The organism is Dyella sp. ASV21, assembly GCF_016428975.1.
Classification (GTDB): Bacteria; Pseudomonadota; Gammaproteobacteria; order Xanthomonadales; family Rhodanobacteraceae; genus Dyella.
In genome coordinates this window covers 54,906-68,668 of record NZ_JAELTT010000020.1, presented here as the reverse complement: position 1 = coordinate 68,668, position 13,763 = coordinate 54,906, and the positions used below count along the sequence as shown (strand labels likewise).

16 protein-coding genes are annotated in these 13,763 nt (G+C 66.2%); all 16 read right to left on the bottom strand.

Features of this window, described 5'->3' with window-relative positions; genetic code table 11:
• Positions 1-453 (bottom strand): KUP/HAK/KT family potassium transporter (locus JHD67_RS09240; RefSeq protein ID WP_343214345.1); only part of this gene is annotated, 453 nt, incomplete at its 3' end.
• 3 nt (positions 454-456) lie between these two features.
• Positions 457-1,056 (bottom strand): Holliday junction branch migration protein RuvA, encoded by a 600-nt coding sequence (ruvA, locus tag JHD67_RS09235; protein ID WP_199098882.1) that lies wholly within the window; start codon positions 1,054-1,056, stop codon positions 457-459.
• Positions 1,053-1,574, bottom strand: coding sequence for a crossover junction endodeoxyribonuclease RuvC (ruvC, locus tag JHD67_RS09230; RefSeq protein ID WP_199098881.1), 522 nt, complete (start codon positions 1,572-1,574; stop codon positions 1,053-1,055). The genes ruvA and ruvC overlap by 4 nt, the downstream gene beginning before the upstream one ends.
• Before the next feature lie 39 nt (positions 1,575-1,613).
• Positions 1,614-2,348 carry a YebC/PmpR family DNA-binding transcriptional regulator gene (locus JHD67_RS09225; protein WP_199098880.1) on the bottom strand — a complete coding sequence of 245 codons (735 nt, stop codon included), beginning with the start codon at positions 2,346-2,348 and terminating at the stop codon, positions 1,614-1,616.
• A 115-nt stretch (positions 2,349-2,463) separates the two neighbouring features.
• Complete coding sequence (locus JHD67_RS09220; RefSeq protein WP_199098879.1) at positions 2,464-3,102, bottom strand: alpha/beta hydrolase; 639 nt, start codon at positions 3,100-3,102, stop codon at positions 2,464-2,466.
• Between the two features lie 110 nt (positions 3,103-3,212).
• The gene (gene aspS / locus JHD67_RS09215; RefSeq protein WP_199098878.1) at positions 3,213-4,985 is read right to left on the bottom strand and encodes an aspartate--tRNA ligase; all 1,773 of its coding nucleotides are present in this window, start codon (positions 4,983-4,985) and stop codon (positions 3,213-3,215) included.
• A gap of 129 nt (positions 4,986-5,114) precedes the next feature.
• A complete protein-coding gene (locus JHD67_RS09210) occupies positions 5,115-5,669 on the bottom strand; it encodes a DUF3011 domain-containing protein (RefSeq protein ID WP_199098877.1) in 555 nt (184 codons plus the stop codon).
• Positions 5,670-5,793: 124 nt separating this feature from the next.
• Entirely contained in the window at positions 5,794-6,081 is a 288-nt protein-coding gene (locus tag JHD67_RS09205; protein WP_199098876.1) for a zinc ribbon domain-containing protein, read from the bottom strand.
• A gap of 119 nt (positions 6,082-6,200) precedes the next feature.
• Complete coding sequence (locus JHD67_RS09200) at positions 6,201-6,923, bottom strand: adenosylcobinamide-GDP ribazoletransferase (protein WP_199098875.1); 723 nt, start codon at positions 6,921-6,923, stop codon at positions 6,201-6,203.
• Positions 6,923-7,501 carry a histidine phosphatase family protein gene (locus JHD67_RS09195; RefSeq protein ID WP_199098874.1) on the bottom strand — a complete coding sequence of 193 codons (579 nt, stop codon included), beginning with the start codon at positions 7,499-7,501 and terminating at the stop codon, positions 6,923-6,925. Before JHD67_RS09195 ends, JHD67_RS09200 begins: the two co-directional genes overlap by 1 nt.
• On the bottom strand, positions 7,498-8,544 hold the full coding sequence (gene cobT / locus JHD67_RS09190; protein WP_199098873.1) for a nicotinate-nucleotide--dimethylbenzimidazole phosphoribosyltransferase: 1,047 nt from the start codon (positions 8,542-8,544) through the stop codon (positions 7,498-7,500). The genes JHD67_RS09195 and cobT overlap by 4 nt, the downstream gene beginning before the upstream one ends.
• A gap of 12 nt (positions 8,545-8,556) precedes the next feature.
• On the bottom strand, positions 8,557-9,084 hold the full coding sequence (cobU, locus tag JHD67_RS09185) for a bifunctional adenosylcobinamide kinase/adenosylcobinamide-phosphate guanylyltransferase (RefSeq protein ID WP_199098872.1): 528 nt from the start codon (positions 9,082-9,084) through the stop codon (positions 8,557-8,559).
• Positions 9,072-10,550, bottom strand: coding sequence for a cobyric acid synthase (locus JHD67_RS09180; protein ID WP_199098871.1), 1,479 nt, complete (start codon positions 10,548-10,550; stop codon positions 9,072-9,074). The genes cobU and JHD67_RS09180 overlap by 13 nt, the downstream gene beginning before the upstream one ends.
• On the bottom strand, positions 10,547-11,545 hold the full coding sequence (gene cobD / locus JHD67_RS09175; RefSeq protein ID WP_199098870.1) for a threonine-phosphate decarboxylase CobD: 999 nt from the start codon (positions 11,543-11,545) through the stop codon (positions 10,547-10,549). The genes JHD67_RS09180 and cobD overlap by 4 nt, the downstream gene beginning before the upstream one ends.
• On the bottom strand, positions 11,538-12,464 hold the full coding sequence (gene cbiB, locus JHD67_RS09170; RefSeq protein ID WP_199098869.1) for an adenosylcobinamide-phosphate synthase CbiB: 927 nt from the start codon (positions 12,462-12,464) through the stop codon (positions 11,538-11,540). The genes cobD and cbiB overlap by 8 nt, the downstream gene beginning before the upstream one ends.
• Positions 12,461-13,759 carry a cobyrinate a,c-diamide synthase gene (locus tag JHD67_RS09165; RefSeq protein ID WP_199098868.1) on the bottom strand — a complete coding sequence of 433 codons (1,299 nt, stop codon included), beginning with the start codon at positions 13,757-13,759 and terminating at the stop codon, positions 12,461-12,463. Before JHD67_RS09165 ends, cbiB begins: the two co-directional genes overlap by 4 nt.
• Positions 13,760-13,763 lie beyond the last annotated feature (4 nt).

The window sequence follows — 13,763 nt, the reverse complement described above, 5'->3', positions numbered from 1 at the left end:
CCCCCCCCCCCCCCCCCCCCCCCCCCCCCCCCCCCCCCCCCCCCCCCCTTTTTGAACGTTGTCGTCGGCAGCGTCAGATGTGTATAAGAGACAGGCGCCGAAGATGCCGATGATGGCCAGCAGCCAGCGTTGGCGCGCATCGCCGCGCACGCTGCGCAGCGCCAATGCCAGCAAGGCCATGATGCCGCCTTCGCCCTTGTTGTCCGCACGCATGATGAACACGACGTACTTCAGCGAGACCACGATGATCTGCGCCCAGAAGATCAACGACAGCACGCCGAAGATGCTCTCGGGCGTGGGCTTCATGCCGTCATGGCTGAGCGTGGTCTGCAAGGTGTACAACGGGCTGGTACCGATGTCGCCGTAGACCACGCCAATGGCGCCCAGCGCTAACGCGGCGAGGCGTTTCTTGGTGTCGGCATCGGAGAGGCCATGACTGGAATCCGGAGTCACGTGTCAGTTTCCTAGTGCGGCGCGCAGCGCCTTGCGGATGATCGATTCGGCCGTATCGCCTTCGGCGGCGACCTTTTGAACCAGGCGGGTGACTTCCGCCGGCTTATAACCCAGTTGCTGCAGCGCCACTGTAGCCTCGCCCGCCGGATCAAGCGGTGCGGCATTCGCCTGAATGCCGGCGCCTGGCAGGGTCACGCCCAACCCGTCCACGCGATCGCGCAATTCCACGATCATGCGTTCGGCGGTTTTCTTGCCGATACCCGGTATTTTGGTGAGCGCCACCACGTCACCGGCCTGCACCAGGCGGGCGAAGTCGCTGGTGGACACACCCGACAGCACGGCGAGCGAGATTTTCGCACCGATCCCGCTGACCTTCTGCAGATTGCGAAACAGCGTGCGCTCGGTCTCGTGCAGGAAACCGTACAACGCCACACTGTCTTCCTTCACCGCGTAATGGGTGAGCAGGGTGACTTCCTTGCCCGTGGCCGGCAGGTCGTAGATGGTGGACATCGGGGCTTCGAGCTCATAGCCCACCCCACCTACTTCCACCATCAGCCACGGCGGCTGCTTGGAAATAAGGGTGCCGCGCAGACGACCGATCATCGGCGACGCCTCCATGCCGTGCGCGGAATGCCCACGCGCTCGAGACTGGCGCGCGTATGCGCATGGGTCACGGCAATGGCTAGCGCATCCGCCGCGTCGGCCTGTAGCGGGCCTTTGAGTCCGAGCAGGATGCCAATCATGTGTTGTACCTGGGTCTTGTCACCGCGGCCGCTGCCGACCACCGACTGTTTGACTTCCGTCGCCGCGTACTCGTGCACCACGATCCCCTGACTGACGACCGCGCAGATCGCGGCTCCCCTCGCCTGCCCCAGTTTCAGCGCAGAATCGGCGTTGCGCGCCATGAACACGCGCTCCACACCGCACTCGTCCGGCCGATGGGCGGCGATGATGGCACACAGCTCGTCAAAGATGCGTTTCAGGCGCAGCGGAAAGGTAGCCTCGCCGGCCACCACGAGCGCGCCATGGAAAACATGAGTCAGCTTGCCGCCGGCGTCGACATCGATGATGCCGACACCGGTGCGCTGGCTGCCCGGGTCGATGCCGATGATACGAGTCATGGACGAAGCATCGTCACGGGCCATGACGGCCGCGCGAACTTAGCCGGCGGCCTCGGCCGGCAGCAGGGCGTTGTGCGAGACGTCGCTGACGTCGTCCAGCCCGTCCAGCTTTTCCAGCAGATCGAGCAGCGGTTCCAACACCTCGGCGGGCACCGGCACGCGATTGTTCGGACGCATGCCCACGCCGCCGTGCTGGGCACTGAGGCCCGCGGCGGCCAGCGCCTGCTGCACCGACTCGAAGTTCTCCGGCGCGCACAGCACGGTGCTTTCGCCGTGCTCGTTCACCACGTCGTCGGCACCGGCCTCCAGGGCCGCTTCCAGCACCTTTTCCTCGGCCGCTTCATCGCCGCCGGTGGGAAACACCAGCTCACCCACGCGGGAGAACTGGAAGGCCACGGAACCGGATGTGCCCAGGTTGCCGCCGTGCTTGGTGAGCGCATGGCGCACATCGGCCACGGTACGGGTCGGGTTGTCGGTAAAGCATTCGATGATGAGCGCCACGCCACCCGGGCCGTAGCCCTCGTAGCGCAGTTCTTCCATCGCGGCACCGCCGTCGGCACCCGAGCCACGCTTGATGGCGCGCTCAATGGTGTCCTTGGGCATGTTGGCCGAAAGCGCCTTATCCACCGCCGAACGCAGGCGCGGATTGAGCCCCGGATCGGGCACACCGGCGCGCGTGGCAACGGTGATTTCGCGGATCAGCTTGGTGAACACCTTGGCGCGCTTGGCGTCTTCGGCGTTCTTGCGACCTTCGATGGACGGGCCTCTACCCATGGCACTTCCTGCAAATCTGGTGAGCGAACAGAACGCGAATTCTATCCTTTCGTGGCTGCGCGCAGGCAAGCGATTGAGCCAAACGGGGTTGATCGGGCGTTCGGCAGGGGGCCAATCAGCCGTTGACGCGGCCGAAATGCCCGTGCTGGAGGAACTCGGTGACCTGTCGCGAGGCCTCTTGCGAGAACAACAGGCCGGTGTGATTGGTTTCCACCACGCAATGATCGGCGATGCCAGGCAGCGCGGTTTCCTCCACCGCCACGGTACCGTCGTTATCGCCCTCGAATTGGCCCAGCACTGCCCCCAGCCCCAACGGCAGGCGGCCGGCGACCACGCCTACTTCGCGCGCTCCATCCCATCGTTCGAAGCCGTATTCGAGCAGCTCGCGGTTGTGCCCCAGCAATACTTCGCCGCCACGCCCCATGCCGGCGAAACGGCGAGCCGCGGCGCTACCCTTGAGGGGTGAGCCCAGGCAAACGATGCGCCCGGGCGGCAACTGCACGTCCTCCACGCAGGCCTCCAGCGCCAGCAAGCCGCCCAGGCTGTGCCCGACCAGATGCACCTGGGCGGCCTCGTCGCCCAGCTCGCGGATGCGTGCCGCCAGCCGCTCCAGGATGCGCTCCTGGGTGGCAGCCACGCTCATGTAATCGAAGCGATGCACGCGAAAGCCCGCTTCCATCATCCGCCGATGCAGCATGAGCAGCGCGAAACCGCGCATCCACAGGCCGTGCAGCAGGATTACATGGTCGGTCATGCAGGGCTCGGCAAAGAAGGGTCAGCGGTTAGACGGTGAAGATAGGCCGGTTAGTTCCCTGAGAACAAACCGGCCCGTCACAAAACCACAGCCCCTACTGCGGCAACGCCTTAGCCTTGCGCCTTTTCCGTCAACGCCACGCGCACGTGCAGCTCCTTGAGCTGCGGCTCGGACACCACCGACGGCGCGTCGGTCATCAAGTCCTGCGCACTGGTGGTCTTGGGGAAGGCGATCACATCGCGGATCGATTCGGTGCCCGCCATCAGCGCGGCAATGCGGTCGATGCCGAAGGCCAGGCCGCCATGCGGCGGCGCGCCGAACTTCAGCGCCTTGAGCAGGAAGCCGAACTTAAGCTCCGCTTCTTCCGGCGTGATGCCAAGCAGGTCGAACACCGTGCTCTGCATATCCGGGCGATGGATACGGATGGAGCCGCCGCCAATCTCGTTGCCGTTGAGCACCATGTCGTAACCGCGGCTCACCGCGCTGGCGGCATTGGCGCGCAGATCGTCGATATCGTCGACCTTCGGTGCGGTGAACGGGTGATGGAGCGCCACGAAGCGCTTTTCTTCCTCGTCGTACTCGAACATGGGGAAATCGGTCACCCACAGCGGCTTCCAGCTGTTTTCCACCAGGCCGCGATCCTTGCCGACTTTCAGGCGCAGCGCGCCCATGAAGTCGGTGACAGCCTTCCACTTGCCGGCACCCAGGAACACGATATCGCCCGACTGTGCGCCCGTCGCCTTGAGCACGGCCTCCAGCGCCGCATCATCGAGGAACTTGGCCACCGGCGAATTGATGCCATCGCGGCCCTTGGCGAGGTCTTCCACCTTGATCCAGGCGAGGCCCTTGGCGCCGTACTTGGCGACGTACTCGGTGAGCAGGTCGATGTCCTTGCGGCTCAGCACGGCGCCATCGGGCAGGCGCAGCGCAGCGATGCGACCGGCGGGATCGTTGGCCGGCTCGGCAAACACCTTGAACTCGACGTGCTTCAGTGCCTCGGCCACATCCACCAGCTCCAGCGCAATGCGCAGGTCCGGCTTGTCCGAACCGAAACGGCGCATGGCCTCGGCCCAGGTCATGCGCGGGAAGCTGGCATCGAGCTCGACGTTCTGCACTTCCTTGAACACGTGGCGGATGAGTTCCTCCACGAAGTCCTGCACGTCCTTCTCTTCGACAAAGGCGAACTCAAGGTCGAGCTGGGTGAATTCCGGCTGGCGGTCGGCGCGCAGGTCTTCGTCGCGGAAGCAGCGGGCGATCTGATAGTAGCGGTCGAAACCCGCCATCATCAGAATCTGCTTGAACAGCTGCGGCGACTGCGGCAGCGCGTAGAACTGGCCCGGATGCACGCGGCTGGGCACCAGGTAATCGCGCGCGCCTTCCGGCGTGGCCTTGGTGAGGATGGGCGTTTCGATGTCCTGGAAACCGCGCGCGTCCAGATAGCGGCGCAGCGCCTGCACCAGCTTGATGCGGGTGCGCATCATGCGCTGCATCTCCGGGCGACGCAGGTCGAGGTAGCGGTAGGTCATCCGCATGTCCTCGTTGGGATTCTCGTGCAGCGCGAACGGCAGGTCCTTGGCGGCGTTGAGAATTTCCACGTTGTCGGCCAGCAGTTCCACCGTGCCGGTGCGCAGCTTGTCGTTCACCGACAGGCGCTTGCGAATGGTGCCGGTAACGCGCAGGCAGTACTCGTTGCCGATCTCGCCGGCCACAGCAAACGCCGCCGCGTTCTCGCGTTCCACCACCACCTGGGCAATGCCCTCGTGATCACGCAGGTCGACAAAAGCCACATGGCTCTGCAGGCGCAGGGTGTTGACCCAGCCACAAAGGGTGACGGTCTGACCGACCAGTGCCTCATCGATGAGGCCGCAGTAATGCGTGCGCATGCGCTTGGAACTCCGGGCCGCCAGGGCGGCGAGATGCGTGGACAAGACTGCGAATGTTAACACCGGCGCACTGGCCGGCGGGCGGCGCCACGCGCCCGCAGGGGACGCGCAGCGCCTGCTGGGCACGCCTTACCAGCGGCGATCCACCGAAAACAGCCCGCGACAACCGCGGTTCACCCATACCCCAGCGCGGTTCCAGCCCCAGCTATAGCCCTCTTCGCAGGGTGTGCCGGAGAGCTGGCGCAGCAGGCGCACGCGGCCACGGCCGCCCACATCCACCTGGCAGAACTGGTAGCGCTTATCGCCGCTCTCGCACTGGAAGCGGATCTCGCGATCCCAATCCGGGCCGGGGCGCCAGCCACCGCCGCCCTGCCAGCGACCATCGTCATCGCCGCGCCAGCCGCCGCCACGACCCATTTCCACGAACTGGCCGCGACAGCCCCGATCCACCCACAGGCCACCGCGATCCACGCCCCAGGACTGGCCGCGCACGCAAGGACTGTTGGACTCCTGCCGGATCAGCTCGGCATCGCGCCAAGGCACCTGGCAACGACTGAAGCGGCCGTCGTCGCTGCCGCAACGGATCACATCGCGGCCCTGCGCATGCGCCATCGGCGCCGCACTTGCCAGCAGGCCCAAGACCACGCCAGCCACCACGCCCATCAACCCTGTTCCTGTTCGCATCGTGAGCGCTCCTTATGTCGGTGCGTCACGCTAGCGAGCGTAGGCTCAATGGAGATTGAATATCTTGCGATGAATTCGCAGAAACCTGCAGACCGGCTATGCAGCGTTCAGCCAGGGGACCCGGTCAGCTCTCGCTGCTGGAGCCCGAACTCGACGAAGGCGTGGACGAAGACGGCGCAGGGGCCGGGGAAGCCCCGCTGTCACCGGCCAGGTTGCGCTTCTTGTCGCCGTCTTTCTTGAAGTCGGTCTCGTACCAGCCGCTGCCCGCAAGGCGGAAACCCGGCGCGCTGAGGCGACGCTTCACCTCGGCCACGTCACAGGCGGGGCACACCGACGGATCGGGATCGGACAGCTTCTGCAGGCGGTCAAAGCGATGACCGCAGCTGCTGCATTCGAATTCATAGATAGGCATGGGCACTCCACAGATCGATGCCGTCCCGCTGCACGACTCAAGCACCACGGGACTACCGGCAGCCCACCATTATCGAGGCTAGGCGGCCAAATTCAACGATCCGTACCCATGGACACCACTTAGCGATGCCAGGCCAATACCACCAGCACGGCCGCCTCCACCAACTCGGCCAGCGCGCCACAGGTGTCGCCGGTCATGCCGCCGAGCCGTCGCAGGCAGGCGCGTCGCCACAGCGCGAATACCGCCAACGTCGCCAGCCACGCCCACGCGGCCGACCAGCCAGCGGGCAGCGATATCGCCACGGCAGCGATCAGGCCCGTCGCACATGCCCAGCGCGGCGTACCCGCCAGCGCGCTACCCAGGCCGCCCTGGCGTACATACGGCGTCACCATGAAGGCCGCCGTGAGCGCAGAACGGGCCAGCATCGGGGCGAGCCACAAGGCCGCGCTCTTGGGCGCAAGACTGGCCAGTGCGGCAAACTTGAGCAGCAATAGAAGCATCACCGCCGCCACGCCCATCGGTCCGCTGCGCGGATCTTTCATGATCGCCAGCGTGCGCTCGCGATCGCCCAAGCCACCCACCCACGCATCAGCGCTATCGGCCAGGCCATCCAAGTGCAGGGCGCCGGTGAGCAGCACCCAGGCCAGCAGCAACAGCGCCGCCGCCAGCAACGGCGGCGCCGATGCCAGCAGCCAGCTCAGGCCATACAACAGCGCACCGATCAGCAGCCCCACCACCGGATACCAGGGCAACGGGTTCGATGCCGCACCCGCAGGGTCAAACACCTTGGCCGACACCGGAATCCGGGTGAGAAAGCCGATGGCGGCGAGCAGGCTACGCATTACACCCGCGCCAGCCCCGCAGCGGACCGCGTCCAGCTGAGCGGGTGCAGTGAGGCATGCGGCACATCCATGCTGGCCATCTCGCCAAAATCACGCCCCTCGTTCTCGCAACGCAGGAGGCGAATGGCGCCGCCATGTGTAATCACCAGCACGCGATGCGATTGCGCCTGGATCGCTACCTCGTCCAGGGCATCGCAAAGGCGCCGACGGAACGCCGCGAACGGTTCGCCGCCGGGCGGCGGGCAATTCACCGGATCGGACCAGAACCGGCCCAGTGCATCGCCCTGCTCCTCGGCCAGGGTTTCGATGGGCACGCCTTGCCAGTGACCGAAGTGGTACTCGGCCAGGCGCGCATCCACCCGGATCGGTATGCGGCGCGCCGCGGCCAGCTCGTGGGCGAAATCCGCGCAGCGACGCAGCGGCGAAGTCACCACACGCTCCCAGGCGCGCCCGAAGATCGCCGCGCGCAACTGCGTCCAGCCGAGCGGACTGAGACTGTCGTCGAGCTGTCCGCGATAGCTGCGTTCACCGGTATCGCCGTGACGCAGCAGATCGATATTGATGTGCCGTTCGCTCATGCGCCCGATACCCCCGCCTGTGCGAACGTGGCCATGCGCGCGTGCAGCTCGCAGGCCAGCCGCATCAGCGGTACCGCGGTGGCGGCGCCACTGCCCTCACCCAGGCGCAATCCCAGGTCCAGCAGGGGATCGGCATCCAGCGCCGCCAGCAGGCGCACATGGCCGCGTTCGCGCGAGCGATGCGCGAAGAACATCCATTCACGACAGCCGGGGTTGATACGCACGGCCGCCAGCGCGGCCGCGGTGGTGATAAAGCCGTCGATCAGCACCGGCATACCGCGCTGCGCGGCCGCAATATAGGCACCGCACAACGCGGCGATCTCAAAGCCGCCCACGCGCGCCAGCCACGCCAGCGCATCCACATCGTTGGGATAGCGCGCCAGTGCGCGCTCGATCACCGCCGCCTTGCGCTCGATGCCCGCGGCATCCAGCCCGGTACCAGCGCCAGCCAGCGCATAAGGCGATTCGCGCAACAGACCGCAAGCCAGCGCCGCCGCCGAGGTGGTGTTGGCGATGCCCATCTCGCCACCAATGAACAGCTGGGCACCGGCCTCGAACGCCCCCTCGACGCTATCCGCACCGGCGCGCAAGGCGGCGGCCAGCTGCGCATCGCTCATCGCCGGCTGCTCGCAGAAATTGCGGGTCTGTGGCGCGATGATCGCGCGGCGCACCAGCGGCAGCTCGCCCGGATCATTCACCGTGCCCAGGTTCACCACTTCCAGCATGGCGCCGAGCGTGCGCGCCAGCACGCTGATGGCGGCCCCACCCTTGGCGAAGTTGCGCACCATCTCGCCCGTCACCACCTGCGGGAAAGCCGAAACGCCTTCCGCCGCAACACCATGATCGCCAGCGAATACGGTAATCCACACCTGCTGCGCCGACGGCAACGGCTTGTGCTGCAGGCCGGCCAGACGAATGGCCAGTGCCTCCAGCGTGCCCAGCGAGCCCGGCGGCTTGGTCAGTTGCCCCTGATGCTCGCGCGCTTGCTCCCTGCTCTCGTGATCGATCGCAAAACACGGTTCCCGCAGCCAATCATGGCTCATGTAGCGCTTCCTTCAGGGATGTCTGGATTCATTCTTCAGCGTCAACGGCAGCCCTGCCGCGACCAACACGACACGTTCGCATGACGCCGCCAACGCTTGATGCAAGCGTCCTGCCTCGTCGACGAAACGACGCGTCAATTCGCCCATCGGCACGACCCCCAGCCCCACTTCATTGCTCACCAACATCACTTGGCCGGTCAGGCTGGGCAGCGCAGCCAGCAGGGCATCACGTTCGCGTGCCAATAGCGATGGGTCCTCGGCGCCGAGCAGGTTGCTTAACCACAAGGTGAGGCAATCCACCAGCACGCAATGCCCGGGGCGCGCATGCGCGCGAAGCACCGCAGCCAAGGCCAACGGCTCTTCTACGCTTACCCAGTGGGCAGGGCGACTCGCGCGATGATGGGCGATGCGCGCCGCCATTTCCCCGTCATGCGCCTGCGCCGTGGCGATATAGGTCACCGGATGCCCCGACTCGTGCGCCAGGCGTTCCGCCAGCGCGCTCTTGCCGGAGCGCGCGCCGCCAAGAATCAATGTGCGCATGCGCCATCTCCGCGTTGCAGCAGGCGACACAGCGCTGCGCTGTCCAGGTGGGTCTCCACGGCATCGGCCAGGCGGTCGATGCTGGCTTCGCGTAGCGCGTGCAGGTTCAGCGGCTGTGGCTGGCGCAAACCCGCCCATGTCAGTAGCGCGTCGAGCGCCTCGGGCTGGTCGAACAGACCATGCAGGTAGCTGCCCAATATCTGCCCATCGGCCGACAGCGCGCCGTCAGCCTCGCCACCATCGAGCAGGCTCGAGGGTCGCGCCAGGGCCGCGCCACGGCTGACACCGCAGTGGATTTCATAGCCACTCACCCGCGCTCCTCCCAGGACCAGTGCTCCATCCACGCGGCGCAATTGCTTGCGCGCTTCCAGCGTGGTCTCCAGCTCCAACCAACCCAGTCCTTCGCTCGAGCCCGGCTCGCTCTCGATGCCCTGCGGATCATGCACGAAGCGCCCCAACATCTGGAAGCCACCGCAGATGCCGATGAGCTTGCCGCCGTAACGCGTATGCCGCGCAATCGCCTCGACCCAACCGTGCTCGCGCAACCAGGCAAGATCTGCGCGCGTGGACTTGGACCCGGGCAGCACGATGAGATCGCAAGGGGGCGGCGCCTCACCCGGCCCGACGAAGCGAAGATCCACCTGCGGATGCGCACGCAGCGCATCGAAATCGGTGTGGTTGCTGATGCGCGGTAACACAGGCACCACCACCCGCAGGCCAATATTCGTTTTGTGAACTGCATCACACGGAAGCGCGTCCTCTGCCTCCAGGTGCAAGCCATGCAGATAAGGCAGCACGCCAAGCACCGGTTTGCCGGTGCGGCGTTCCAGCCAGTCCAGCCCCGGTTGCAGCAAAGCCAGGTCACCGCGGAAGCGATTGATCACGAACCCCGCCACGCGAGCGCGCTCGCTCTCCGACAGCAGTTCCAGCGTACCCACCAGGTGAGCGAACACGCCACCGCGATCGATATCGGCGATGAGCAGCACCGGGCAATCCACCGCTTCGGCGTAACCCATGTTGGCGATATCACGATCGCGCAGATTGATCTCAGCGGGGCTGCCCGCGCCCTCCACGATCACGGCCTCGTAATTCGCCACCAGGCGAGCATGCGAGGCAAGCACGGCATCCATAGCGACGCGTTTGTAGTCGTGGTAACAGCGCGCATCCATGTTGTCCACGGCGTGCCCGTGCACGATCACCTGAGCGCCGGTATCGGAATTGGGCTTGAGCAGGATCGGGTTGAAGTCCGTATGCGGCGGCACACCGGCTGCCTGCGCCTGCATCGCCTGGGCGCGGCCGATTTCGCCGCCATCAACGGTGACCGCCGAATTCAGCGCCATGTTCTGAGGCTTGAATGGCGCCACCGCGCACCCTTGTCGATGCAGCCAGCGACACAGCGCGGCCACCAGGGTGCTCTTGCCGGCGTCGGACGTGCAGCCCTGCACCATCAACACGCGCGCGCTCACGACACGGCCTCCCTGATGGCCAACGACGCCAGCGCCCCATCCAGTCGATGCCATGCGACTTCATCCGCGGGCAGCCCGAAGCGCAGGCTGCGCGGCGTATCGAACAAACGCGTCAGCACACCCTGCATCGCCAACGCACGATGCAGTACTGCCGCACGCTCATCGCAACACCACTGAAAAAAGGCGCAACCGGCGCTGGGCGTCAAGCCATGTCGCGTCAGCAATGCCGCCAGGCGCGCACTGTGTTCGCTCAACCATGTGCGCGCTCGCGCCTGCCAAGCTCGATCCTCCAGCGCACGCTGCACCACGTAACGCGTCGGCCCGCTCAACGCCCACGGGCCCACTGCTTCGCGCAGGGCACCAAGCAGACCGACGCTGGCACACACAAAGCCCGCGCGCGCGCCGGCCAAACCAAAGAACTTGCCTACGGAACGCAACACGATCAGCCCTTCCCGTGCGGACTGCGGACAGAGGCTTTCCTGCGGCGAGGCATCCATGAAGGCTTCGTCCACGATCAGCCAACCACCTCGTGCCGCCAGCGACGCATGGCAGGCGAGCAAGGCGCGATGCTCAAAGCGCTCGCCGCCCGGATTGTTGGGGTGGATCAGCACGACGACATCGAACTCGGCCACCCGTTCGAGCAAGGCGCGGGCAGGCAGCGAGACCACCGCGTACCCTGCAGCGCGCCATGCATACGCATGTTCGCCGTATCCCGGTGAAATCACCCCCACCCGCGACCGCCCACGCAATCTCGGCAAGTGCTGGATGGCCGCCTGCGAGCCGGCTACGGGCCATACATGGGGCGCACAGTAATAGTCCCGTGCCGCTTCGATCAGATCATCATCGTCTTCCGGCAAGCGCTGCCAGGCCCATGCGGGAATCACCGGCACCGGCCACCCCCATGGGCTAATGCCGGTGGAAAGATCCACCCAATGCTCCACCGCCCTGCCGTACTCGCGCGCCGCGCGCCGCAAGCGACCGCCGTGCTCAAGCATGGGAACCTCCGCGTATCAAAGCGAACAAGCCCAGTACCAGCAACCACAAAATCAGTGTGCGACGAACCAGCCCCCAGGCGCGCACAATGGTTTGCGCGTCGGGCACGGCGCCCTGACCCAGGATCGGCCGCGACTCCCAGACGCCGTCATAGGGCGCCGCACCGCCCAACCGAACATCGAGCGCCCCTGCCCCCGCAGCCATGACGGGCCCTGCATTGGGACTATCCCAGGCTGCCGCCTGCGAATGCCAGCAGCGCCACGCGCCACACGTATTGCCCAACAAGACATAGCTCAGCGCGGTAAGGCGAGCCGGCACGTAGTTCAGCACATCGTCGATACGCGCGGCCGCCCAGCCAAACCGTTCGTAACGCGCCGTGCGATAGCCCCACATCGCATCCAGCGTATTGGCCAGCCGATAGAGCACCGCGCCCGGCGCGCCGAGCAGTGCGAACCAGAACAAGGCGCCGAATACCGCATCGTTGCCGTTCTCCAACACCGACTCGGTCGCCGCAGCCGCCACCTGGGTGGCATCGAGCCATCCGGTATCGCGACTCACCATGCGCGCCACCGCCGCCTGCGCCGCAGCCAGATCGCCCGCTCGCAGCGCCTGCGCCACGGGCAGCGCGTGTTCACCAAGGCTGCGACAACCCATGGCGAAGTACAGCGAAACCGCATCCAGCGCGTATCCAAACCAGGGATGCCGTGCATGCAGCCAAGCGGCGAGCCACCCCATCAGCACTACCCACGGCAGCACCGCCATGGTCCATGCCAACACGCCAGCGATGCGATGCTGCGCATAGCAGCGCTGCTCGACCATGCGCGCAAGGCCACCGAACGCCACCAGCGGATGCGCCCGCCGCGGCTCACCCAGCCACGCATCGAGCGCTACGGCCGCCAGCGCGACGAAGGCCTGACTCACGGCAAGAACAGCCGCTGCGCCGCCTCCGGATTGGAGGGGAAATAGAAGTGCACGAAGCTCGCGGTGAGTCGTCCACGGCGATACACCGCCTCGCGACTCGGGCCACCGTCCGGGTTGGTGGCCTGCACCAGCGGCGCATCCAGCAAGACAGCGGACGCATAGTGGAAGGTATGCCCTCGCAGGCTACCCTCCGGCAAGGCCACGCTCTGCATGCCCAAGCCACCGAGTCGCCGCTGCATCTGTGCGGTGCCGCGCAACAAACCGGCCATCGGATACGTGTGGCCGTCCGCGTCGGCCAATGTGTCCAAGGCATATAGCAGGCCGCCACACTCGGCCAGCACGGGCCGGCCTGCATCCACGTGCGCATGTAGCGCCTGCCGCAGCGCGGCCTGTTGCGCCAACACGGTCAAATGCAATTCCGGGTAGCCGCCCGGCAACCACACGGCGTCGCATGCCGGCAACGCATCACCCGCCAGCGGCGAGAAGAACTCCAACTGTGCTCCTGCGGCGCGCAGCAAATCGAGATTCGCCGGGTATAGAAAGCAGAACGCCGCATCCCGCGCCACGGCAATGCGAACACCATGCAACAGCGACGGTATCGCCGGACTGGCGTGGCTAAAGAAACTCACCGGCGGTGGCAGGTCGGGTGTCGCATGCATGGCCCAGGCATCGGCCAAGGCATCGAGCCGGGCATCGAGGTCGTCCAGTTCATGAGCGGCCACCAGACCAAGGTGACGCTCGGGCAAGGCCAGCGAGGTCTCGCGCGGCAAGGCGCCAAGCCATCGCAGTTCGGACGGCAAACTCCCCGCCAGCAACTGCGCGTGATACGGACTGCCGATACGATTGGCCGCCACACCGTACACCGTGAGACCCTCGGCGTAGCGAGCCAGGCCCAGCGCGATGGCGCCGAACGTCTGCGCCATGGCCGAGCCGTCGATCACGGCCAGCACCGGCAGGCCAAGGCGCTGCGCCAAGTCCGCGCTGGACAGCCCGCCGTCGAACAGACCCATCACGCCTTCCACGAGCAGCAGATCGGCCTCGCCGGCCGCCTGATGCAAGCGCGCGCGCACATCGTCTTCGCCCGCCATCCACAGATCGAGCTGATATACCGCTGCCCCGCTGGCACGCTCAAGCACCATCGGATCGAGAAAATCCGGGCCCGTCTTGAATACGCGCACGCGCTTGCCCGCTCGGGTATGCCAACGCGCCAACGCCGCGGTCACCGAGGTTTTACCCTGGCCCGAGGCCGGTGCCGAAACCAGCAAGGCAGGACAGGTATGCGCTTGTTCAGTCATGGTC